Annotated in this window: 18 protein-coding genes; 10 read left to right on the top strand and 8 right to left on the bottom strand. The window is 69.8% G+C overall.

Going from position 1 to position 21894, the window contains the following annotated elements; genetic code table 11:
* Positions 1 to 61: 61 nt before the first annotated feature.
* Positions 62 to 556: a flavin reductase family protein gene (locus Q0937_RS00455; protein WP_299298400.1), complete on the bottom strand. Its 495-nt coding sequence runs from the start codon at positions 554 to 556 to the stop codon at positions 62 to 64.
* Between the two features lie 221 nt (positions 557 to 777).
* Here Q0937_RS00455 and Q0937_RS00450 point away from each other — a divergent pair, with 221 nt between their 5' ends.
* Positions 778 to 1701 (top strand): NADP-dependent oxidoreductase, encoded by a 924-nt coding sequence (locus Q0937_RS00450; RefSeq protein WP_299298397.1) that lies wholly within the window; start codon positions 778 to 780, stop codon positions 1699 to 1701.
* Between the two features lie 339 nt (positions 1702 to 2040).
* A complete protein-coding gene (locus Q0937_RS00445) occupies positions 2041 to 3192 on the top strand; it encodes a glutamate--cysteine ligase (RefSeq protein WP_299298394.1) in 1152 nt (383 codons plus the stop codon).
* Positions 3193 to 3260: 68 nt separating this feature from the next.
* Here the strand turns inward: Q0937_RS00445 and Q0937_RS00440 are convergent, their stop codons facing one another.
* The 5 genes from Q0937_RS00440 to Q0937_RS00420 all read right to left on the bottom strand — a co-directional run bounded on the left by Q0937_RS00440 (position 3261) and on the right by Q0937_RS00420 (position 11443).
* Complete coding sequence (locus tag Q0937_RS00440) at positions 3261 to 4853, bottom strand: GMC family oxidoreductase (RefSeq protein WP_299298391.1); 1593 nt, start codon at positions 4851 to 4853, stop codon at positions 3261 to 3263.
* 101 nt (positions 4854 to 4954) lie between these two features.
* Positions 4955 to 6439, bottom strand: a complete 1485-nt coding sequence (locus Q0937_RS00435; protein ID WP_299298388.1) for an aldehyde dehydrogenase family protein — start codon at positions 6437 to 6439, stop codon at positions 4955 to 4957.
* Positions 6432 to 8561, bottom strand: coding sequence for a choline BCCT transporter BetT (betT, locus tag Q0937_RS00430; protein ID WP_299298386.1), 2130 nt, complete (start codon positions 8559 to 8561; stop codon positions 6432 to 6434). The genes Q0937_RS00435 and betT overlap by 8 nt, the downstream gene beginning before the upstream one ends.
* Before the next feature lie 421 nt (positions 8562 to 8982).
* Positions 8983 to 9783: a VOC family protein gene (locus Q0937_RS00425; protein ID WP_299298383.1), complete on the bottom strand. Its 801-nt coding sequence runs from the start codon at positions 9781 to 9783 to the stop codon at positions 8983 to 8985.
* Positions 9784 to 9988: 205 nt separating this feature from the next.
* Complete coding sequence (locus Q0937_RS00420) at positions 9989 to 11443, bottom strand: MDR family MFS transporter (protein ID WP_299298379.1); 1455 nt, start codon at positions 11441 to 11443, stop codon at positions 9989 to 9991.
* A gap of 186 nt (positions 11444 to 11629) precedes the next feature.
* Here Q0937_RS00420 and Q0937_RS00415 point away from each other — a divergent pair, with 186 nt between their 5' ends.
* The 3 genes from Q0937_RS00415 to Q0937_RS00405 all read left to right on the top strand — a co-directional run bounded on the left by Q0937_RS00415 (position 11630) and on the right by Q0937_RS00405 (position 14320).
* Entirely contained in the window at positions 11630 to 12694 is a 1065-nt protein-coding gene (locus Q0937_RS00415; RefSeq protein ID WP_299298375.1) for a tellurite resistance/C4-dicarboxylate transporter family protein, read from the top strand.
* Between the two features lie 142 nt (positions 12695 to 12836).
* Positions 12837 to 13553, top strand: coding sequence for a dihydrofolate reductase family protein (locus tag Q0937_RS00410; protein WP_299298372.1), 717 nt, complete (start codon positions 12837 to 12839; stop codon positions 13551 to 13553).
* A complete protein-coding gene (locus tag Q0937_RS00405; protein ID WP_299298369.1) occupies positions 13550 to 14320 on the top strand; it encodes a DUF899 family protein in 771 nt (256 codons plus the stop codon). Before Q0937_RS00410 ends, Q0937_RS00405 begins: the two co-directional genes overlap by 4 nt.
* Positions 14321 to 14453: 133 nt before the next feature.
* Here Q0937_RS00405 and Q0937_RS00400 read toward each other — a convergent pair whose 3' ends face one another.
* A complete protein-coding gene (locus Q0937_RS00400; protein ID WP_299298366.1) occupies positions 14454 to 14771 on the bottom strand; it encodes a DUF2249 domain-containing protein in 318 nt (105 codons plus the stop codon).
* An 83-nt stretch (positions 14772 to 14854) separates the two neighbouring features.
* On the opposite strand from Q0937_RS00400, the gene Q0937_RS00395 reads away from it, so the two are divergent.
* Together Q0937_RS00395 and Q0937_RS00390 are read left to right on the top strand one after the other, a co-directional pair.
* On the top strand, positions 14855 to 15538 hold the full coding sequence (locus Q0937_RS00395) for a metalloregulator ArsR/SmtB family transcription factor (protein ID WP_299298364.1): 684 nt from the start codon (positions 14855 to 14857) through the stop codon (positions 15536 to 15538).
* Positions 15535 to 18174: a multicopper oxidase domain-containing protein gene (locus Q0937_RS00390; protein WP_299298361.1), complete on the top strand. Its 2640-nt coding sequence runs from the start codon at positions 15535 to 15537 to the stop codon at positions 18172 to 18174. The genes Q0937_RS00395 and Q0937_RS00390 overlap by 4 nt, the downstream gene beginning before the upstream one ends.
* A 131-nt stretch (positions 18175 to 18305) precedes the next feature.
* On the opposite strand, the gene Q0937_RS00385 is transcribed toward Q0937_RS00390, so the two are convergent.
* Positions 18306 to 18626, bottom strand: coding sequence for a putative quinol monooxygenase (locus Q0937_RS00385; RefSeq protein WP_299298358.1), 321 nt, complete (start codon positions 18624 to 18626; stop codon positions 18306 to 18308).
* A gap of 153 nt (positions 18627 to 18779) precedes the next feature.
* On the opposite strand from Q0937_RS00385, the gene Q0937_RS00380 reads away from it, so the two are divergent.
* From Q0937_RS00380 to Q0937_RS00370, 3 genes are all read left to right on the top strand, one after another.
* The gene (locus tag Q0937_RS00380) at positions 18780 to 19571 is read left to right on the top strand and encodes an IclR family transcriptional regulator (RefSeq protein ID WP_299298355.1); all 792 of its coding nucleotides are present in this window, start codon (positions 18780 to 18782) and stop codon (positions 19569 to 19571) included.
* A gap of 110 nt (positions 19572 to 19681) precedes the next feature.
* Entirely contained in the window at positions 19682 to 20299 is a 618-nt protein-coding gene (locus Q0937_RS00375) for a hypothetical protein (RefSeq protein ID WP_299298352.1), read from the top strand.
* On the top strand, positions 20296 to 21861 hold the full coding sequence (locus Q0937_RS00370) for a GMC family oxidoreductase (protein WP_299298349.1): 1566 nt from the start codon (positions 20296 to 20298) through the stop codon (positions 21859 to 21861). The genes Q0937_RS00375 and Q0937_RS00370 overlap by 4 nt, the downstream gene beginning before the upstream one ends.
* Positions 21862 to 21894: the final 33 nt, after the last annotated feature.

The following is a 21894-nucleotide window of genomic DNA, read 5'->3' as shown; positions in this document are numbered from 1 at the left end:
GCCGCAGGCCGCAGGAGCGGTCCCGCGCCGCAGCCTGACCTGAGCACCAGCGCCCGGGGAGTCAGAGGGCCGGATCCTCCCGCATCAGCTGCTTGAAGCGGCTGCGGTGGAAGACCATCGCTTCGGCGTCGGGCAGGCTGTCGATCTCGAGCACCTCCAGCAGCACCAGGTCGTGGTCCCCGGCTCGCATCTGGTCGTGCACCCGCACGGTCATCCATGCCGGGGCGTGCTGCAGGGTGAGTGCGCCGTTCGGATCCACGCTCACGTCGATCCCGTCGAAGCGGCGCGCCCGATCCGTCGACGAGAGCTGGCGCGCGAACGGAGCCTGGGTGCGGCCCAGCACCGTCACGCCGAGATGTCCGTGCTCGTGCAGGGCCGGCCAGGTCTTCGAGGTGTGCTGCACCGCGAGGGACACCAGCGGCGGATCCAGGGAGACGCCGACGGTGAAGGTCGAGGCGATCAGCCCGTGGCGCACGCCGTCGACCTCGGCGGCGACCAGGACCATGCCCTGAGGGAAGTGGGAGAACGCCTCACGGAGCGCGATGTCGGTCAGCATGGCTTTCACTGTAGGCCTCGGCCCGGCCCGGATGCCGAGGAGGCCTGTCATCTGGGACCTCCGGCGTCACGTGGCGTCACATCACGCGCGCACCGGGAGGTGTCGCGGACTCGACGATCTCGACCTTCACCGGGCTGCGAGGGAGCCCACTGGGTGGCATCTGAAGGGTCAGTCACCTGTCGCAGCGGGAATGTCGACGCGTCTCGGCGCGTTGTCCCCGCATGCGTGCAATGACCTATTCCGAGTACGGCGACCCCTCCACCCTTGAGCTCTCCGACGTCCCCCGGCCGAAAGTCGGGCCTGGAGCAGTCCTGATCCGCGTGGAGCGCGCCTCCGTGAACCCCGTCGACTGGAAGGTGATGAGCGGCGGCCTGGACTCGCTCATCGACGCCTTCTTCCCCGTCATCCCCGGCTGGGACGTGGCCGGGGTGGTCGAGGCCGTCGGCCCCGACGCCCCCGAGTTCGCCCCGGGTGACCGCGTCGCCTCCTACGGGCGCAAGGACGTCATCCACGGCGGGACCTTCGCCGAGTACGTGGCGCTGCCCGCCACCTCGGTCGCCGCGATCCCGGAGGGCGTCAGCTTCGACGCCGCCGCGGGCCTGCCACTGACCGGCCTGACCGCGCTGCGCAGCCTCGAGACCCTCGAGCTGACCGGCGAGGACACCCTGCTGATCCATGCCGCCTCCGGCGGCGTCGGCTACCTCGCTGCGCAGCTCGCGCGAGAGCGGGGCGCGACCGTGATCGGCACCGCGTCCGCCGACAACCACGAGAAGCTGCGGTCCCTCGGCGTCACCCCGGTGGCCTACGGGGAGGGCCTCGTCGAGCGGGTGCGAGAGATCGCGCCCGACGGCGTGAGCGCGGTCGCCGACTTCGTGGGCGGGGTGCGCGAGGAGACCCTCGCGGTCCTGACCGACGGCGGGCGCCACGTCTCGATCGCCGATCCCTCGGTCGAGGAGGCCGGCGGGCGCTGGGTCTGGGTGCGGCCCGACGGCCCGCGCCTGCGCACCCTTCTCGAGAAGGTCGCCGGCGGCACCCTCCACGTGGACATCGACCGGACCTTCCCGCTCGCCGAGGCGGCCGCGGCCTTCGAGTCCAGCATGCAGGGAGCGGCCAGCGGCAAGCTCCTCATCGACGCCACCCGCTGAGCAGCTCGCAAGGGAGGCCGCCTCGGAGGGGCCCGGTGCAGGACCCTGACGCTGAGCGCGGCCTCCACGCGTGAGGCGCGGAGGGGGCCCCGACCGCGTCCTCCACGCCCAGAGGCAGGTCGACCGTTGCGCAGTCGGCGTTCTCCACGTTCAGAGCGCCCACTGCGCAACGGTCGACCAGCTGCGAAGAGCCTCACCTCGAGGCGGGCCCCGGGGCGGGGGTTGATGCCCCGGCGAACCACGAACTGGCGTGCCACCGATGGGATGCGAGACATACCCGGGATATGGGCCACGTCATGTGTGGTGCGGGCTGTCGCGTTCGTCGACGACACTGATCAGATGCGTACTTTTGGTGTCGAGGAAGAATTCCTGATCGTAGATCCCCACAACGGCACCCCCCTGCCCCTGGCCGCGGACCTGCTGTGTCTCCATGGCCAGTCCGGCCAGGCGGTCGATCGTTCCGGCCAGCCGATGCTGGCCGTCGAGCTGCACCAGGAACAGCTCGAAGTCATCACGCACCCGCACAGCAGTCTGGACGGACTCGCCGCCGAGATACGGGCAGGCCGCGCCCTTGCCGACTCGCTCGCCCGACAGGCGGGCGCGAGGATCGCCGCCCTCGCCACCTCCCCGCTGGCGGTCACACCTCATTCCACCAGCAACGACCGCTATGACCTGCTGCTGGAGAAGTACGCCCTGACGGCCCGCGAGCAGCTGACCTGCGGATGCCACGTCCACGTCTCCGTCGGCTCGGACGAGGAAGGCGTCGCGGTCCTGGACCGCATGAGGTCCTGGCTGCCGACGCTCATCGCATTGAGCTCGAACTCCCCGTTCTGGAACGGCACGGACAGCGGCTACGCCAGCTTCCGCACACAGGCCTGGAACCGGTGGTCCACCGCCGGGCCGACGGACGTCTTCGGCTCGGCACAGGCCTACCACTCACTGGTGGCAGACCTGTCGGACACCGGAGTCGTGATCAACCCGGATTTCGACGCACGACTCTCCGCCCGCCACCCCACCGTCGAGATCCGGGTGACCGATGTCTGCCTCGATCCCCGCGACACCGTGCTGATCGCCGCCCTGGTGCGGGCACTGGTGGAGACCGCCGCCCGGGAATGGAAGGCCGGACAGGCACCCGACATGGTGCCCGCCGTCATCCTGCGCCAGGCGACCTGGCAGGCCAGCCGGTGGGGCATCGAGGGCGAGCTGCTCCACCCGATGACCCACACGCCGGACACCGCACGACACGTCATCTCCGCACTCCATGACCATGTCCTGGACGCCCTGCGCGAGTCCGGCGACGCGGCCTACGTCGAGGAGTCCCTGCACAGGATCCTCAGCAGCGGAACAGGGGCCAGCCGGCAACGGCAGGCCCACGACCGCAACGGCCGACTGGCTGACGTCGTCACCCACGCCATCGACCTCACCCATCAGGAGACCACCGACCCCAGTGGGCACGCCCGCACGTCGTCGACGGCTGATCTGGCCGCTTAGGCCTGATCTGCGTGGGGAGTGGCGCACGGCCGTCCCCTGTGTCCAGCCCAGAACCGGGCCGGTGAGGATCAGGCGCCCTGCTCGCCGCGGATCAGGTCCGCCGCGCGCTCACCGATCAGCATCGTGGTGATGTTCGGGTTCACGGCGACCAGCTGCGGCATCACCGAGCCGTCCACCACGCGCAGGCCCGTGACGCCCTTGACCCGCAGCTGCGGATCCAGCGGCGACATGTCATCATCCACCGCGCCCATCCGGCACGAGCCGGCGGGGTGGTAGACGGTGTTGTGGGTCTTGGAGACGTAGTCGGCGATCTGCTCATCGGTCTGCACGGCCTCGCCGGGGAACAGCTCCCGACCGCGGAAGGCGTCCATCCCGGGCTGGGAGACGATCTCGCGGGCCCTCCTGATCCCGGCGACGGCCACGCGCATGTCATGGCCCTCCTCGTCGGTGAAGTAGCGCGGATCGACCCTCGGCTTGTCGCGGTAGTCGATCGAGCGCAGGCGCACCGTGCCGCGCGAGCGGGCGTGGGTGACGTTCGGCGTGAGCGCGAAGGACTCCGGCGAGGTGGGGTAGCCCTGACGCCGGGTGTGCATGTCGAAGGGCACCGAGCCGTAATGCATCATCAGGTCCGGCAGATCCAGACCCTCCTGGGTGGCGGCGAAGATGCCGATCTCCCACCACTGGGTGGACTCGCGGGTCATCTTCTGCGTGGACTCCCACGAGATGACCGCCTCCGGGTGGTCCTGCAGGTTCGATCCGACGCCGGGGGAGTCCACCCGCACCTCGATGCCCACCTCGCGCAGGTGCTCGGCCGGGCCGATGCCGGAGAGCATCAGCAGCTTGGGGGAGTCGATCGCCCCGGCGGAGAGGATGACCTCTCGCCGCGCGTGCATGATCGAGGAGCGGTCGAAGGCGTTGTCGATGTACTCCACTCCCGTGGCCCGCTGCTCCTCGTCGAAGAGCACCCGCATCACCTGCAGGCCGGTCAGGACGTGCAGATTCTCCCGCTCCAGGTTCGGATGCAGATAGGACACGGACGAGGACGCCCGAGTGCCATCGGCCTGACGATTCACCTGGAACCAGTTCGCGCCGTTGACCACGGTCTCGAAGTCGTTGAACCGGGCCGTCGGGATGCCGGCCTGCTCGCAGGCCTTCAGCAGCGCGACTCCCACCGGATCCTCGGGCGGGACATCCATGAGGTGCACGGGGCCGTCGGTGCCATGACCGTCCCCGGTGCGGTCCATGTTCGTCTCCAGGCGCGCGATGAGCGGCATGATCGTCTCGGCGTTCCAGCCCTCGGCGCCGAGCTGCTCCCACAGATCCATGTCCTCCGCCGGCGGGTGGAAGGCGATGCAGGAGTTGTGGGAGGAGCAGCCGCCCAGCACCCTCGCGCGGGCGTGGCGCATGAAGGAGTTGCCGTTCTCCTGCGGCTCGATCGGGTAGTCCCAGTCCAGCCCGCCCTCGAGCAGCTCGGGCCAGCGCCTGAGCTGCAGCACCTCCTGATGCTCGAGATCCGAGGGGCCGGCTTCGAGCAGGGCGACGTCGATGGCCGGGTCCTCGCTGAGCCGGGCCGCGAGCGCTGCACCGGCGGAGCCGCCGCCGACGACGACGTAGTCGAACTCGGCGATGGGGTTCTCGGACGTGAGGTCTGGTGCTGACATGTCTGCTGCTTCCTGTCGAGGGAGGGAAATGAGGGAGGGCCGCCCGCCGGCGCGGTGCACGGCGGTGCGGTGCACGACGGAGCGGCCCGGAGGTGGCTGGGTCAGCCCTTGCGCGGGAACCAGCCGGTCACGGCCGGTTCGGTGTTCTCAAAGATGTGCTTGGACTCGGTGTACTCCTCGAGGCCGGTGGGGCCCAGCTCGCGACCCACGCCCGACATCTTGAAGCCGCCCCACTCCGCCTGCGGGAGGTAGGGGTGGAAGTCGTTGATCCAGATGGTGCCGTGGCGCAGCCGCCGCGAGACCCGGTTCGCAACCCCGGAGTTCGAGGTCCACACCGCACCGGCGAGACCGTACTCGGTGTTGTTCGCGATCGCGATCGCCTCCGCCTCGGTGGAGAAGGTCTCCACGGTGATGACCGGGCCGAAGCCTTCCTCGATCACCGCGGGGTTCTCCGCGGTGCACCGGTCCAGGATGGTCGGGGCGTAGAAGAATCCCTGCTCATGCTCCGGGCCGCCCCAGTGGTGGCCCGTGCGCAGCCGGCCCCCGGCCTCGATGCCGCGCTGGACGTAGTCGGTGACCTTGTCGCGGTGGTCCTTCGAGATCAGCGGGCCGGTCTCGGCGTCCGGATCCAGCGGGCCGCCCATCACGATGCCTTCGGCGCGGGCGACGAGATCGTCGACGAACTGCTCGGCGATGGTGTCCTGCAGGATCAGGCGCGTGCCGGCGGAGCAGAGCAGGCCCGAGTCCATGAAAGCGGCGTTCAGCGCATTGTCCAGCGCAGCCTCGTAGTCGGCGTCGGCGAAGATCACGTTGGGGTTCTTCCCGCCGAGCTCGAGGGCCACCTTCTTGATGCCCTGCGCGGCAGAGGCCGCGATCTTCCGGCCGGTGACCAGGCCACCGGTGAAGGAGACCAGATCGATCTCGGGATGCGAGGACAGCGGTGCGCCGACCACGCCGCCATCACCCAGCACCAGGTTCGCGACCCCGGCCGGCAGGCCGAGCTTGTCGAGCACGTCCACGATCAGGATCGTGGTGTGCGGGGTGAGCTCGGCGGGCTTGATGACGAAGGAGTTCCCGGCCGCGAGGGCCGGGGCGATCTTCCATGCGGCCTGCAGCAGGGGGAAGTTCCAGGGCGTGAGCATGCCGCACACGCCGATCGGCTCGTGCACCACGCGGGAGATCACGGTGTCGTCACCCGCGTCGACCAGGCGGCCCGGGTTCTGGCCCGCGACCTTCCCGAAGTAGCGGAAGCAGGCGGTGATGTCGTCCATATCGCCCTCGGCCTCGACCAGGCGCTTGCCGGTGTCGAACGCCTCGGCGCGGGCGAACTCCGCCTTGCGCTCCTGGAGCGCGTCGGCGACCTGCAGCAGGAAGTCACCCCGCTCGGAGGCGGGCCTGTCGGCCCAGATCCGGGACTCGAAGGCGCGGCGGGCGGCGAGGATCGCGCGTTCGACGTCCTCCCCGGTGGCTTCGGAGACGATGCCGACCTCGGACTGGTCCGCGGGGCAGAGGACGGTGCGGGTCTCGCCGGAGGACGAGGGGACCCAGGCTCCGTCGATGAACAGGGTGGCGGTGGTGTCAGTCATGTCGCTCCTTCGAGTCGGTGGTGCCGGCGGGCTCGGGATCCGTCGATCCGGAGCCGGCAGGCGTGTCGATGTGGTCGGTGTCGGCCCAGGTGTCCGGCGCCGTGACGGGGATCGTGCCGGTCGCGGTGCCGAGCTCGGTGCTCATCGTCAGGTACATGATGTGGGCGTCGTAGGAGTCCAGGACGTCGGCGATGACCTGATCCTTCGAATAACCCATGATGTCGCGTCCGCGAGAGCCGAGGGTCGAGAAGATCTCGACCCGGTAGTAGGTGTCGCGCACGGCTGCGAGGTTGGCCGCGAAGCTGGGTGTCGAGAAGGCGACCGGATAGGTCTGGTACTTGAAGTCCTCGGCCTCGGGGAAGGAGACCACGAGGTCCACGAAGGGGATCTCGCTGTCCGGGTGCGCACCGCGATGGCAGGCGACATCGGCGCCGAGCTTCTTCAGCTCCGCGGCGACCTCCTCGACCGCGGGGGCGGCCACGGTGTCGATGAAGGTGGTCGCCTGCTCGGCCGAGGCATAGGACATGCGGTGCTGGAGCCGCTGGCGCCAGGAGCCGCGCTCGCCGCTCTCGGCGTCACGGACCCGGCTGGTCAGCAGCGCGGGAAGCGTCGCCTGGCGGGATTCGAGGTTCATGTGCTCGGTGCGCAGCACCTTCCAGAGGCTGAACATCACCAGGTAGACCAGGATCGACAGCGGCAGCCCCACGATGACCGTCGCGGCCTGCAGCGTGTAGACCCCGTCGATGAACAGCATCACCAGCGTCAGGGCGCCGGTGATCACGGCCCACACGATGCGCAGCCAGGGCGCGCCGTCGGAGTCCGTGGTGGTGGTCTTGGAGGTCATGTTCGCCATCACCAGCGAGCCGGAGTCCGCGGAGGTGACGTAGAAGAACAGTCCGGTGAGCAGAGCGAGGGAGACGGTGAAGAGCGCGCCGGGGTACTGCTCGAGCAGGTTGAAGAACCCGGACTCGGGCTGGTTGATCGCGAGATCGAGGAACTCCGGGTCCCCGAAGAAGCTCATCGCGGCATTCCCGAAGATGGAGACCCACAGGAGGATGAAGGCGAAGGGGATCAGCAGCACGCCGATCACGAACTGGCGCAGGGTGCGGCCGCGGGAGATGCGGGCCAGGAACAGGCTCACGAAGGGCGCCCAGGCGATCCACCAGGCCCAGAAGAACAGCGTCCAATCGGCCATCCACTGGTCGGCGGGGTACTCCGCCGCTCCCTCGTTGTAGGCGAAGGTGTTCATCATCATCCCAGGGAACCGGGAGAAGAAGTCGCCGATGTTCTGGACCAGGGCGTTGAGCAGCTGGGTGGTGTTGCCGGAGAACAGCACCCACAGCATGAGTGCGAGGGCGAGGAGGACGTTGAGCTCGGAGAGCCGGCGGATGCCCGTGTCCACGCCGGAGACGGTGGACAGGACGGTGATGAACACGGCCAGCGCCATCAGCGCGATCTGCACGGCGAGGGAGTTGGGGATCCCGAACAGCGTCGAGAGCCCGTAGTTCAGGAAGACGACGCCGATGCCGAGGGACACCGAGATGCCGAAGATCGTGCCGATGGTCGCGCCGATCTCCGCGGCGTGTCCGATGCCCCCGTGGATCCGCCTGCCGAAGATCGGTGCGAGCGCGGAGCGGATGGAGAGCGGCAGGTGGTAGCGATAGGCGAAGAGGCCGAAGGCCATGCCCATCAGGGCGTACATCGCCCAGCCGGGGATCCCGTAGTGGAAGATCGTCCAGAGCGGGGCCATACGGGCCGCTTCTTCGGACCCGGCCGCGACATCCGGCGGGGTCAGGAAGTTCGTGGCGGGCCCGGAGATCCCGAAGAACATGAGGTCCACGCCGATGCCGGCGGCGAACAGCATCGCCGCCCAGGTGAACAGGTTGTACTTCGGCAGCGAATGGTCCGGACCCATCTTCGTGCCGCCCACCTTGGAGAACGCGACGATCAGCACGAAGACCACCACGATGGTGGCGGTCAGGACGTAGTACCAGCCGAAGTTCGTGGCGACCCAGCCCATGGAGCCGAAGATGACGGTCTCGGCGGTGCCCGGCCAGATCGCGGCGAACAGCACGAACGCCACGATGATCACGGCGGTGCCGATGAACACCGGCCAGTTCACAGGAGAGCTCGAGCGGGGGGCCGCCGCACTGACGGTCGAAGCACGCCCCCTGCCATCACCGCCGGGGTCCCTCCCGGTGCTGGAGGAGTCTGCAGGGTGAAGAGACTGGGTGGCCTCAGCCATCACGGTCCTTTCGATCGACGTGCGAGCGGCGCGGGCCAGCACGCACGAGCGAACGGGCCCGACAGTGGGATCGGAGCCGACGGCTGAGGAAGCATTCCCTGGTCGCAGGCGACTATCGACCTCAGGTTCCTCCGAAGTGCGAAGCCAATGAGGCGACGGTGGAGGTGACCCAGCAGTCACCGAAGGATCCGGACGTGACGTCCTGCTCGGGTCCGGAAGGCGCGCGCCCAGTGTGATCTGCGTTGCACCCCGTGTCCAGATGGCCGAGGTTCGGGCAGCCCGCCGGTCGCCTCGGTGCTCACCCCTCCGGAACGGACTCGTTCATCGCGCTGATCTGGAAGGTGGCACCTTCGGGGTCCGCGATCGTCGCGATGCGGCCGAAGGGGGAGTCGACCGGGCCGTCGAGGACCTGCCCGCCGAGCTCGAGGACCTTCGCGAGCGCGCTGTCGCTCGAGTCGACGCCGAAGTAGATCCGCCAGCCTGTCGCCTCCGCGGGCATGACCCCGGTCGCATCGCCCAGGCCCCAGCTGGCGCTCTCGCTCGGGCCATTGGTGGCGTAGCGGAAGGAATCGTCCTCCATCGGTTCGGTCATCGCCACGAGCTGGGCCTCGAACACTGCGGTGTAGAACGCGGCGGCGTCGTCGTAGCGGTGGGTCATCAGCTCGAACCACACCGGGGAGCCGGGGGCGCCGGTGAACTCGTACCCCTCGAACTCCTTGGCCTGCCACATCCCGATGGAGGCGCCGGTGGGGTCCTGCAGCATCACGTTCCGGCCGTCGGTGCCGATATCCATGATCGGGGTGAGGGCGGTGCCGCCCTCCGCAAGAGCGGTGGCGAGGCGGGCGTCGGCATCGTCGACGGTGAGGTAGACGTCCCAGCCGGTGGGCAGCGCTGTCCCGTCGGGCCCCGTCATCCCCGCGACCGACATGGCGCCGCCCACGGAGGCACCGTCGCTGTTGGAGATCATCGCGTAGTGACCGAACTCCTCGCCGAGTTCGCGGAAGGTCCAGCCGAAGAGCCCCGAGTAGAAGACCTTTGCGGCATCGAGGTCCTGGACGGACAGGTCGGTCCAGGTGCTGGTTCCGGTGGTCCTGCTCATGATTCCTCCTCGGATGAGCGGCGCGGAGGCTGCGGGGAGGCCGAACGCCGCGAGGACCGCAGCACTGTGAGCTCAGTCGCATCGACGAGTCTACGAAGCCTGCCGCCACGCGCAAGGGGTGCGGGGCGCCTCGCAGGGCGGGACGGCAGGAGTCAGGGGGCGCGCCGGGCTGCGCCCGGGGCATGCCGGGCGGCGTCCCGACCGCTCAGCGCTCGTCCAGCGCCTCGTCGGGGACCTCGCGGGTCGGTCGCGAGCCGCGCAGGAAGCAGGAGCCGATCAGTCCCAGCGCCGCGATCCCGCCGGCCACGATGAAGGCGACGTTCACGCCATGGATCGCGCCGGCCGCGCCGTACTCCTGCGGATCCCGGGCGCTGGCCGTCATCACCGTCACCAGCACCCCGGTGCCGATGGAGGCCGCGACCTGACGCATGGTGTTGTTCACGGCGGCGCCGTGGGGGATCAGCCGCTGCGGGAGCTGGTTCAGCGCGGCCGTGGTCACCGGCATGATCACCATCGCGGTGCCGAACATCCGCGCGGCATTGACGATCGCGATGTACGCGAAGGTGGTGTCCACGGTCAGCCGGGCCAGCAGGAAGCTGGTGATCGTCAGCACCGCGAAGCCGGTGATCGCGAGCGCAGAGGCACCGAAGCGGTCGAAGAATCGCCCGGTCACCGGAGACATGACACCCATGATCACGGCGCCCGGCAGCAGCACCATCCCGGATTCCATCGCGGTGAAGTCGCTCATGTTCTGCATGTACAGCGGGATCATCAGCATCCCGCCGATCATCGCCATGAACACGAGCATCCCCAGCACGGTGCCGAGCGTGAACATGCGGTTGCTCAGCACTCGCAGCTCGAGCAGGGGCTCCGGGAGACGCAGCTGGCGGCGCACGAACCACACCAGGGTCAGGGCTCCGACGATCAGGGGGATGAGCACCTGCAGGCTCAGCCAGCCGGCGTTGCCCGCATTGCTGAAGCCGAACAGCAGCCCGCCGAAGGCGAAGGAGGACAGGATCAGGGAGAGCACGTCCAGGCGAGGATTGGTCTGCTCGGTGACGTTCTTCAGGGTGAAGTGTCCGAACAGGAGGGCTCCGAGCGCGATCGGCAGCATCATCACGAACAGCCATCGCCAGGACCAGTGGTCCACGATGAAGCCGGAGAGGGTGGGGCCGATCGCGGGGGCGAAGGAGATCACCAGCCCGAAAGTGCCCATGGCGGTGCCGCGCTTGTGGATCGGGAAGATCGCGAACAGGATCGTCTGCATCAGCGGCATGATCATCCCGCCGCTCGCGGCCTGCACGATCCGGCCCAGCAGCAGCACCGGGTACACCGGGGCGACGGCGCAGATGACCGTCCCCACGGCGAAGATGGCCATCGCGGCGAAGAACATCGTGCGCGTGGTGAACTTCTGGATCAGGAACGCCGTCGCCGGGATCATGATTCCGTTGACCAGCATGAACAGCGTGGTCACCCACTGGGCGGTGTTCGCGGTGATGCCGAAGTCGACCATGAACGCCGGCAGGGCCGTGTTCAGCAGGGTCTGGTTGAGGATGATGACGAAGGCACCTGCGAGCAGGACCGCCATCACGAGGTTCGGGTTCACCGCCGCCGGTGCGGAGCCCTTCTCGCCGTCGCTCCCACCGCTGTGCTGCCCCATGCTCAGAAGGTCTCCTGTCGTGATGATCGACGGGCTGCTTCCCCCCTCGTCGGGCGGCATTCGTCGCCGCGCTCGACACTAGGGGTGAAGTTGCACTGGGTGCAAGGTATTGCGGGTGGGAGGAGTGTCTCTGTTGTCGGAGGTCAAGGTTGTCGGAGATCACGGTCCCCGACGCACAATGGTGTCGTGGCCACCTCCGCCACGACGTCCCCGCGCCTCGCCGCGCGCGCCGAGCAGGCGCTCGCCGGGCTCGCCCCGGGCTATTTCGCGCTGGTGATGGGCACGGGGATCGTCTCGATCGGGCTGCGGATGGCGGGGGCCGACGGGGCTGCGCTGGCACTCCTCGTCCTCGCCGCGCTCGCCGCCGCGGTGCTCGTGCTCCTCTTCCTGCTGCGCTGGATCCGTCATCGGGAGCGGATGCGTGCGGACGCGAAGAATCCCGAGATCGCCTTCGGCTACTTCACGATCGTCGCCGCGGCCAGCGTCGTCGCCGTCGGGCTGCAGCAGGTGGGTCTCGGCACGGCCTCCGCGGTGCTGCTCGGGGTCGGTGCCGCGATCTGGATCGTGCTGGGATATGTGCTGCCCTGGCAGGTGCTGATGGCCCGAGACGGCGAGCCCATCCTCGCCCGCACCAACGGCAGCTGGTTCATCTGGTCCGTCGCCTCGCAGTCCCTCGCGGTCGGCCTGTCCGGGCTGGAGCCCGCGACCCCCGCCTATGCGGACCTGCTGGGCCTGCTCACGGTGCTGGCCTGGTCAGTGGGAACGATCCTGTACGTCGGGATCGCGGTGCTGGTGATCCTGCGGATCGTGCATTTCGGGATCACTCCCCAGCAGTTCGAGCCCACCTACTGGGTGGCGATGGGTGCGCTCGCGATCGCGGTGGTCGCCGGCGCCGGGATCTACTCCATGGAACCGGTGCCGATGGTCGATGCCGCCCGTGGGCTGATCGGCGGGACCGTCGTGATCTTCTGGTGCTTCGCCCTGTGGCAGTACCCGCTGCTGGCCGGCGCCGGCTTCTGGCGCCACGCGATCCATCGGGTACCGCTGCGCTACGTGCCGTCTCTATGGTCGATCGTCTTCCCCCTGGGGATGTTCGCCGTCGCCTCGCTGCGGCTCGGCCGGGTGGAGCACCTGCCACTGGTCGAGGGGGTCGGGATCGCGGGGCTGGTGCTCGCGGTGCTCGCGTGGATCGCAGTCTCGGTGGGGCTGATGACGACGCTGCTGCGAGGCCTGCGAGGCCCGAAGGGGTGAAGCAGCCGCGACGGGAGCCGGCAAGGAGCTCCTCGTAGGCCCGTCCGCTGCGAGCCATGGACGGGAGCTCCCGCGAGTGCTTGGGTGGAGGGGAACGAGCCTCGGTGGATGCCGGGGCCGAACTCTCCGAGGAGCGATCGCGATGAGCGATGCGAGCACCAGCAGCACCCCCCAGGACATTGGGACCGGCGGCTCCAGGGGTACCGGTGGGACCAGCGGAGTTTCGGCACCCGGTGCGGGAGCGGCGGAGCTGCTGGTGGACTTCATCCTCTCCCTGGACGGCTGCGCCGCCGGTGAGGGCTGGCCGGGCTGGTGGGGGCTCGAGAGCCCCGAATACCTGACCTGGCTCGGCGAGCAGCCGGACTCCATGACCCTGATGGGTGCCACCACCTACCGGCTGATGGCGACGATGGCGGAGCAGGCGCAGCGGATCGACGTCTCCGAGGAGGAGAAGGCGAGCTTCGCCCAGATGGCGCAGTTGCCGAAGATCGTCTTCTCCTCGAGCCTCGAGGAGCCCCTGGCCTGGCCGAACACCATTCTGATCAGCACCGATGCGGTCGAGGCGGTCAGGGAGCTCAAGCGCACCGCGACCACGCCGCTGACCACCACCGGCAGCATCCGCCTCAGTCACTCGCTGCTGAAGGCGGGGCTCGTGGACCGCTTCCGCATCGTCGTGTTCCCGGTGATCACCGGGCGCACCGGGCTCGAGCGGATCTGGGAGCAGTTCGAGGATTTCGCCCTCGAGCTCGTCACCGCCCGCACCTTCGACGGTGGCCTCCAGCTGCTCGAATACGTGCCGACCTATCTGCCAGAGCCTCCCGGTACGGCCTGGGAGCGCACCGGGGGCGCCGAGTGGTGAGCGCATCGTCGAGGAAGCCCACCGGCCTGCCGGCCGTGGTCGACATGACGTCCTGGCAGTCCATCCGGGACGAGCTGCTGGTGCGGGAGAAGGCGCACACCCGCGAGGGGGACGCGATCGCCGCTGCGAGGCGCCGGCTGCCGATGGTGGAGGTCGACGGGAGCGCCCTGGTGACCGGCCCCGTCGGCCCCGTGCCCTTCCTCTCCCTGTTCGAGGGCCGCGACCGGCTCGTGGTCTACCAGCACATGTGGCAGGACGGAGCCCCGCACCAGGGACAGTGCGAGGGCTGCACCACCACGGCATGGCACCTCCATGACGCGACCTACCTCAACGCCCACGGCGTCTCGCTCGCGATCCTCACCACCGGAACCTGGGAGGAGGTCTGCCCCTTCATCGACTTCATGGGCTACCGGCGCGTGCCCTGGTATTCCGTGCGAGAGGCTGCCACCCCGATCGGCGGCGACATGGGGCATCTCGCGAGCTTCCTGCGCGACGAGGACCGGGTGTACCTCACCTATCGCACCACCGGGCGCGGCAACGAGCGGGTGAACTTCTCGATGGGCCTGCTGGACATGACGCCCTACGGTCGCGGTGAGGACTGGGAGGACGTGCCGGACGGCTGGCCTGCGAGCCGTCATGCCTGCTGGTCCTGGCGTACCGATGCCCAGGGCGAGCCCACCTGGGACGAGACCAGCCGGCCGCTGCCCCAGTGGTCGCGACCGGGTGCCGCCCCGGTGACGACCCTGGGCCGGCGCGAGCAGCACTGAGCTGCGGAGCTGCGGGCCGCGCTGAACTGCCCCGTCGGCCCGTCGGCCCGTCGGCCCGTCGGCCCTGCCGCCCGTCCGCCCGTCCGTCGGCCCGCCGGAGGTGCTGTCCGGCGGTCCGGCGGTCACGGCGTGCTCAGGCGGTGCGACGGATCAGGATGCGCCAGCGCTCGGGACCCTTATCCAGGTATTCCGTCGCGTAGGTGTCCCCGTGCTTCGCCTCCAGCTGCATCAGCAGCGGGACCGGATCGTGGGTGGCCGAGATGATCATGCCCCCGCCCGGCACCAGCGACTCGATCGCCCCGAAGATCGAGGCGTGACGGATCGCGTGGGGGATCGTCTGCACATCGAGCTCGGGAAGCGATTCGTCATGCTCCCCGCAGGCGCATCCCTGCTGGGATGGCTTCTGATCGACGGCGTCCTCGCGTGAGCTCTGGATCTGGATGTCTGCCATGTCGGCTCCTGTCTGTCGTCCGCTCGGGACGATCGTGGCGGATCGGGTCCACTCGATATATTACATTTGATCCCGTGGAAAACATGGTCTCAGGTCCCGCAGCATCCGGTGCCCCTCAGCCCCGCCGAAGTGCTGCGGGCCGCCGCCACTCGACCGCGCGCGAACAGGTGCTGCGCGCGGTGGAGGCGCAGCGCTCCCCGGTCTCGGTCACCGCGCTCAGCCGCTCCACGGGCCTGCACGAGAACACCGTGCGCGGCCACCTCGATCAGCTGCTGGCCGACGGCCACGTCACCCGCGCCCGGGCGGCGGCGGATGGCCGTGGGCGCCCCGCCTGGCTCTGGCGCCCCACACAGCACGGTCCGGCCTCTCCCTACGCCGCGCTCGCCGGTGTGCTCGCCGGGACCATCGCCCGCACCAGCGTCGATCCCGCCGCCACCGCCCACGAGGCAGGCCGCGGCTGGGGCGCCGAGCTGGCGGAGGACCTCCCCGAACCCGCGGCGCCCGGTCCCGCGCGCGCCCTCGTCCTCCATGCCATGGCCGCGCAGGGCTTCGCCCCACAGGACGACGGCGAGCAGATCGTGCTGCACCGCTGCCCGCTGCTGGAGGCCGCGGACCGCCACACCGAAGTGGTCTGCTCCGTGCACCGCGGCATGATCGACGGGCTCCTCGAAGGTGCCGCCGGCACGGAGGGATCCCGGACCATGGCCGAGCTGATCCCCTTCGCCGCACCCGGGCAGTGCCTGCTCCGCCTGAGGGACGCCGGATGAGCAGCCCCGCCCCCAGGCGTCGTCGCCGGGGGCCGTCCTGGCGGCTGGGCTGGATGCTCCCCGCCGGGCTCGCCCTGATGGCGGGCCTCGACGCCGCGCTGCTGCTGCTCGGCCTGCCCGCACCGATCACCACGGACCGGCTGCCGGTGGTGCACGGGATGCTGCTGGTGCTCGGTTTCGTGGGCACTCTGATCGCGCTCGAACGCGCGACCGCCCTCGCCCGCTGGTACGGCTTCCTCGCTCCTGCAGTGCTCGGGCTGGGTGCCATCGCCTTGGTCGCAGACCCGATCCCGTTGCTGGTCGGCAAGATGCTGCTGGTCGTCGGCACCGCCGCGTTCACCCTGGTCTACATTCCGCTGTGGCGGCGCCAGCATGACGAGGCCGTGCTCACCGAGCTGCTCGCCGCGGGCCTGGCCTGCGGGGGCGCGATCCGCTGGGCCGGAGGCGCTGACTTCGACGAGGTGCTGCCCTGGCTGATCGGCTTCGTGGTGCTCACCATCGCCGCCGAGAGGGTCGAGCTGGCGAGGATCACGCTCGGCGCCCAGGCGGGAACCCGGGTGCTCATGCACGCGGCGAGCCTGGTCGCGGCACTGCTGATCGGGGTCGCGTGGCCGTCGGTCGGGGCGGTCCTGCTGGGCGCCGGGCTGCTCGCCCTGACGCTCTGGCTCGTCCAGCATGACGTCGCCCGGCGCACCATCCGCACCAGGGGAGCGACCCGCTTCATGGCCGCGGCAATCCTGTGCGGCTATGTATGGCTCGCGATCGCCGCCGTGGTGCTGCTGCTGGGCGGCACTCCGCAGGGCGCCGCGTACGACGCCGTCGCCCATGCCGTGTTCCTCGGCTACACGATCTCCATGATCATGGCCCACGCGACCACGATCCTGCCCGCCGTGCTGCGGATCGATCTGCCCTATCGCAGCGCGTTCTGGGTGCCGCTGGGGCTGCTGCAGCTGAGTCTGGTGGTGCGCCTCGGACTCGGTGACGCACTCGGCTGGGGGCCCGCCTGGCAGCTCGGTGGCGTACTCGGCGTGCTCGCCCTGCTGGTCTTCGTCGCCACGGCGCTGACCAGCGCGGTCCTCGGCCCGCCGCGCGCCCAGCCGCGCCCGGCCCCGCACCCTGAGCGATCGAGGCCGGTCTCGGCGGTGGCGACGAGCGCCTCCGTGGCTGCGACTCCGCCGGTCGGCGCCGCTCCGGCCGTGATCCTGCCGGCCGGTCCCGGCCCGGGCGCGGTGGGCAGCATCCGCTTCGGTGGCCGCCGCGCCGGGGTCGCCGTCGGCGGTCTGCTGTTGGCGACGCTCACGCTCCTCGCCGTCGGCACCCTCCACCCGCTCGCGCAGGGCGGCGGAGCGAACGAGGGGACGGATGCTCCTGCCGTGCACGGACAGGCACCGGCGCAGACCGTCGCGGTCACTGCGGAGGGGCTGCGTTTCACCCCGGCCCGGATCGAGGTGCCGGCCGGCACCCACCTGCTCGTCGAGCTGACGAACCTGGACCCGGCCATGACCCACGATCTGGTCGTCGAAGGCGGCGCCCGCACCGAGCGCCTCGCCCCCGGGCAGAGCGAGCTGCTCGACGTGGGAGTGGTCACCGGCGATCTCGAGGCCTGGTGCGGCGTGGCCGGTCACCGCCAGCAGGGGATGGTGCTGAGCATCGTGGCCGCCGGCGCCCCATCGAAAGGCGCCCCTGACGTCACCGGCGCGGATCCCTCAGGCCATGACCACGGCACATCGGGGGAGGGCACGGTCCAGAAGCCGGTCATCGATCTCGCCGCCGATCCCGGCGCCGACTTCATGCCCTACGACGCCGAGCTGCCGCGGCTGCCGCCGAGCGACGGCCCCGTCACCCGGCAGGTCACGCTCGAGGTTACCGAGCAGGTCATGGAGGTCGCGCCCGGTATCAGCCAGCGGCAGTGGACCTTCGGCGGCAGCGCCCCCGGGCCGGTGCTGCACGGGCGGGTCGGCGACGTCTTCGAGGTGACCCTGGTCAACGACGGGACGATCGGCCACTCGATCGACTTCCATGCCGGGGAGCTCGCCCCGGACGAGCCGATGCGCACCATCGCCCCGGGGGCGTCGCTCACCTACACCTTCACAGCGAGGCGGGCGGGGATCTGGATGTACCACTGCGGGACCGCCCCCGTCTCCACCCACGTCGCCTCCGGGATGTACGGCGCGGTGATCATCGAACCGTCGGACCTGCCTGCGGTGGACCGCAGCTATGTGCTGGTCCAGGGCGAGTACTACCTCGGCGCGCAGGGTGAGGAGCTCGACGCCGACGCCCTCGCGACCGGCGAGCCGGACCTGGTGGCCTTCAATGGTTACGCCTCCCAGTACGACCATGCCCCGCTCACCGCCGCGGCGGGGGAGCGGGTGCGGTTCTGGGTGCTGGACGCAGGCCCCGAACGGGACCTCAGCTTCCATGTGATCGGGGGCCAGTTCGACACCGTCTGGAGCGAGGGGAGATACCTCGTGGAGACCTCCTCCGGGGACGGCTCACAGGCGCTCGGCCTGCTGCCGGCCCAGGGCGGGTTCGTCGAGCTGGTCCCCCCCGAACCCGGGCGCTATCCCTTCATCTCCCATATCCTTCGCGACGCAGAGCGCGGGGCCCACGGCATCCTCGAGGTCACCGCCCCGTAGACATCACTGCCCCGTAGGTATCACCGCCCCGTAGACATCACCGCCACGCGTGCGGGGAGCGGGGAACAGGCGGAGGCGAGGAGCGGCGCCGCCCGCACGCTCCAGGGCGCGCGGGCGGACCGCCGGCGAGATCACTCGACGGTGATCTCTCCCATCGGGCCCCAGCCGTCGCTGTCGATCTGGTGGGAGACGATCTGCGGGGTCGACTCGAGGTACTGCGGGAACTCCTCCTGCATCTTCTGGAAGTGCGGGGAGTTCACGTGCGGGCCGGCGCCCTCATCGGTGAAGGCTTCGATCAGCACATAGGTGTTCGGCTCCTTCACGCTGCGCGACCATTCGAACCACAGGTTCCCCGGCTCGGCCAGGGTGGTCTCGGTGAACTCCCTCGAGAGCTCGGGCCACTGGTCGGCGAACTCGGGCTTCACCGGGAACTTCACGTTGATCAGGATCATCGAGGGGTCCTTTCAGAGTGGGGTGCACGGCCAGCCTGCCCGCTGGCCGGCCGCTGCGGTAGCCCCATTCTCACAAGGCAAGAACCCCACCCGTCCAGAGCTGCTGCGGCACAATGAGCGCAGCGGCGACGAGGGACCGGAGAAGGGGACAGGATGAGCATCGAGCAGGAGCTGGGCCAGGGCGCCCCGGTCGGGCAGATCGCGCGTGCCCTGGCCGTGCTCGAAGCCGTCGCCGAGCATGGCAGCAGCACCGCCCGCGGCATCGCGGAGGTCACCGGGATCCCGCTGCCCACCGTCTACCGCATCGCCCAGGAGCTCCTGCACGCCGACTACCTGGTCCATCTGCGGGACGAGAAGCGCTTCGCCCTGGGGTACAAGCTGCACCGCCTGGCCGTCGGGCTCCACGAGCATCTCGGAGTCCCGCGCGCTGTGCGCGAGGAGGTCCACGCCCTGCACCGCGACCTCGGGATGGCGGCCTATCTCGCCATCCACCGCGGCACCGATTTCGTGGTCGTCCACGTCTCCGACTCGCCGCAGGCGCCGCGCCTGTCCCCGTTGAGCTTCGGGTTCCATGAGAGTCCGCACGCCACCGCCTTCGGAAAAGTGGGGCTCGCCTCGCTGCCGGCCGAGGAGCAGGAGGCCTATCTCGCCGGCACCCCGCTGCGCGCCCACACCGATCGCACCCTCACCGATCCCGTGCAGCTGCGCGGGCAGCTCGCGGAGATCGCCGCCCGCGGCATCGCCTGGGAGCACCAGGAGTTCGTGCCCGGCACCGACTGTCTCGCCGCGACCATCAAGGCCGACGACGGCATGCTCATCGGCACCGTCGCGCTGTCCGCACCGGTGGCCGCCTATGCGGGCCGGGTGCGCCACGTCGAGGATCGGCTGCGAGCCTGCGCCTCCCGGGCGGGCCGCGCCTACCGCTTGGGTGCGGACCACTCCTGAGCCGTCTCCGTCGGACGGTTCTCGCCCGGCGATAACGCCGATTGCCGACGCCTCGCGCCCTCCCTAAGGTGTGCTCCAGATCACTGACGACGACGCCAGGGAGGGATGCCATGAGTGCACCGCAGACGGGGGACACCGTCAACGACATCGAGGGGAGCGAGGACGCCGCACAGACGCTTCTCGCTCTCATCCGGGCGGCATTCCCGCACGAGGGAGTGCCTGGGACCGCCTATGAGCGGGCCGCAGCCACCGTGCAGGCGGCCGCTGAGGACACCACCTGGATGCGGGTCAAGCTCGCCCAGGGGCTCGACTCCCTCCAGGCGCTCGCCGGTGGGCGCTTCACCGAGCTCACCGCGCAGGAGGCGCTGCCCCTGCTGTTACGCGTCCAGCACACCAGCTTCTTCGGCTTCGTGCGGCAGACGGTCGTGGTCAGCCTCTACGAGGACGAGGAGGTGTGGGAGGCGCTCGGCTACGAAGGGCCCTCCTTCGACAAGGGCGGCTATATCGATCGCGGCTTCGACGATCTCGACTGGCTGCCCGACCCGCGGATCGAGGAGTACGACGGCGACCCGCTCGTGGACGTCGTCTCGGACCTGCCCCGTGCGGCGGCGACCGCCAGCACCCGGGGCGCGGCCGTCCCGGCCGGGCAGAGCCGAGCGCGCGCCGGAGGCACCGGCCGCCGGGTGAACAGCAGGAGCGGCAACGGGAGCAAGGGAGCTACCTCATGAGCACGATCGACCATTCCACCGAGGCCGTCGTCATCATCGGCTCCGGGGCCGGTGGCGGCACCCTCGCCTACGAGCTCACGAAGCAGGGCATCGAGTGCGTGCTCCTCGAAGCGGGCCCCTACCTGCGGGGTGAGGACTACATGAACCTTGAATGGGAGGCCTTCAATCAGATGGCCTGGACCGATACCCGCACCACCTCCGGCAGCTGGCGGGTGGCGAAGGACTTCCCGAACCTCCCCGCCTGGATCGTGAAGGCCGTCGGCGGCACCACCACCCACTGGTCCGGGGCGACCCCGCGCTTCAAGCCCCACGAGTTCAGGACCCGCTCCACCTATGGGCGGGTCGACGGGGCGAACCTGCTGGACTGGCCGCTCACCTATGACGAGCTCGAGCCCTACTACACCCGCGCCGAGGACGCGATCGGCTCCACCCACCGCGGCGGCCGCCCGCCGCTGCCGGCGAACAACAACTACAAGGTGCTGGCCGCCGGCGCGGAGAAGCTCGGCTACCACCACTACGCGACCGGACCGTATGGCACCAACGCCGAGCCCTACGACGGCCGCCCCGCCTCCGTCCAGGACGGCTTCAATTTCCAGGGCGACAAGAACGGCTCGAAATGGTCGACGATGGTGCGGGAGATCCCCCGCGCGCTCGAGACCGGCAAGCTGGATCTGCGCCCGAACAGCCATGTCGCCCAGATCCTGCACGACCGCACCGGTCGCGTGGATGCCGTGCTCTATCTCGACCAGGACGGCACCCTGCATCGCCAGGCCGCGAAGCTGGTGTGCGTGGCCGGGAACTCGATCGAGACCCCACGCCTGCTGCACCTCAGCTCGTCCTCGCTGTTCCCCGACGGGCTCGCGAACTCCTCCGGGCAGGTGGGCCGCAACTACATGCGCCACATGACCGGCAGCGTGTACGCCCAGTTCGACAAACCGGTGCGGATGTACCGCGGGGAGACGATGGCCGGGAACATCGCGGACGAGTCCGTGCACGACCCCACCCGCGGCTTCGCCGGCGGCTACTACATCCAGACCATCTCGCTGGGCCCGGCGTTCATGGCCAGCTTCGTCGAACCCGGCGCCTGGGGACCGGACTTCACCCGGCTGCTGGACGCCTACGAGAACACCGCCGGCTGCTGGCTGGTGGGGGAGGACATGCCGCAGGAATCCAATGCGGTCACCCTGGACTCCACGGTCACCGACCAGCACGGCCTGCCGGTGGCCCACGTCCACTTCGACGACCACACCAACGACCTCGCGATGAGGGAGCACGCCTACACGCAGGCGCAGAAGCTCTACACCGCCGTGGGCGCGGTCAGCACGCATCGCACCACCCCTTACCCCTCCACGCACAACCTCGGCACCTGCCGCATGAGCGAGCAGCCCGAGGACGGCGTGGTCGACAAGTGGGGCCGGGCGCATGATGTGCCGAACCTGTTCATCTCCGACGGCTCGCAGTTCACCACCGGCGCGGCCGCGAACCCGACCCTGACCATCGTGGCGCTCGCGATCCGGCAGGCCGAGCACATCGCCGAGGCGCTCAAGAAGGGGGAGGTCTGAACCCTGGGACGCACCGGTGAGGACGCAGCGGGC

Source organism: uncultured Brachybacterium sp. (assembly GCF_947500705.1).
Classification (GTDB): domain Bacteria; phylum Actinomycetota; class Actinomycetes; order Actinomycetales; family Dermabacteraceae; genus Brachybacterium.
The sequence above is the reverse complement of the archived record's forward strand: the minus strand, read 5'-3'. Positions and strand labels throughout refer to the sequence as shown.

Coding starts and splice junctions, on each gene's coding strand:
- Q0937_RS00455 (WP_299298400.1), bottom strand. CDS start 556: ATGCTGACCGACATCGCGCTCCGTGAGGCGTTCTCCCACTTCCCTCAG.
- Q0937_RS00450 (WP_299298397.1), top strand. CDS start 778: ATGCGTGCAATGACCTATTCCGAGTACGGCGACCCCTCCACCCTTGAG.
- Q0937_RS00445 (WP_299298394.1), top strand. CDS start 2,041: ATGCGTACTTTTGGTGTCGAGGAAGAATTCCTGATCGTAGATCCCCAC.
- Q0937_RS00440 (WP_299298391.1), bottom strand. CDS start 4,853: ATGTCAGCACCAGACCTCACGTCCGAGAACCCCATCGCCGAGTTCGAC.
- Q0937_RS00435 (WP_299298388.1), bottom strand. CDS start 6,439: ATGACTGACACCACCGCCACCCTGTTCATCGACGGAGCCTGGGTCCCC.
- Q0937_RS00425 (WP_299298383.1), bottom strand. CDS start 9,783: ATGAGCAGGACCACCGGAACCAGCACCTGGACCGACCTGTCCGTCCAG.
- Q0937_RS00420 (WP_299298379.1), bottom strand. CDS start 11,443: ATGGGGCAGCACAGCGGTGGGAGCGACGGCGAGAAGGGCTCCGCACCG.
- Q0937_RS00410 (WP_299298372.1), top strand. CDS start 12,837: ATGAGCGATGCGAGCACCAGCAGCACCCCCCAGGACATTGGGACCGGC.
- Q0937_RS00400 (WP_299298366.1), bottom strand. CDS start 14,771: ATGGCAGACATCCAGATCCAGAGCTCACGCGAGGACGCCGTCGATCAG.
- Q0937_RS00395 (WP_299298364.1), top strand. CDS start 14,855: ATGGTCTCAGGTCCCGCAGCATCCGGTGCCCCTCAGCCCCGCCGAAGT.
- Q0937_RS00390 (WP_299298361.1), top strand. CDS start 15,535: ATGAGCAGCCCCGCCCCCAGGCGTCGTCGCCGGGGGCCGTCCTGGCGG.
- Q0937_RS00385 (WP_299298358.1), bottom strand. CDS start 18,626: ATGATCCTGATCAACGTGAAGTTCCCGGTGAAGCCCGAGTTCGCCGAC.
- Q0937_RS00380 (WP_299298355.1), top strand. CDS start 18,780: ATGAGCATCGAGCAGGAGCTGGGCCAGGGCGCCCCGGTCGGGCAGATC.
- Q0937_RS00375 (WP_299298352.1), top strand. CDS start 19,682: ATGAGTGCACCGCAGACGGGGGACACCGTCAACGACATCGAGGGGAGC.
- Q0937_RS00370 (WP_299298349.1), top strand. CDS start 20,296: ATGAGCACGATCGACCATTCCACCGAGGCCGTCGTCATCATCGGCTCC.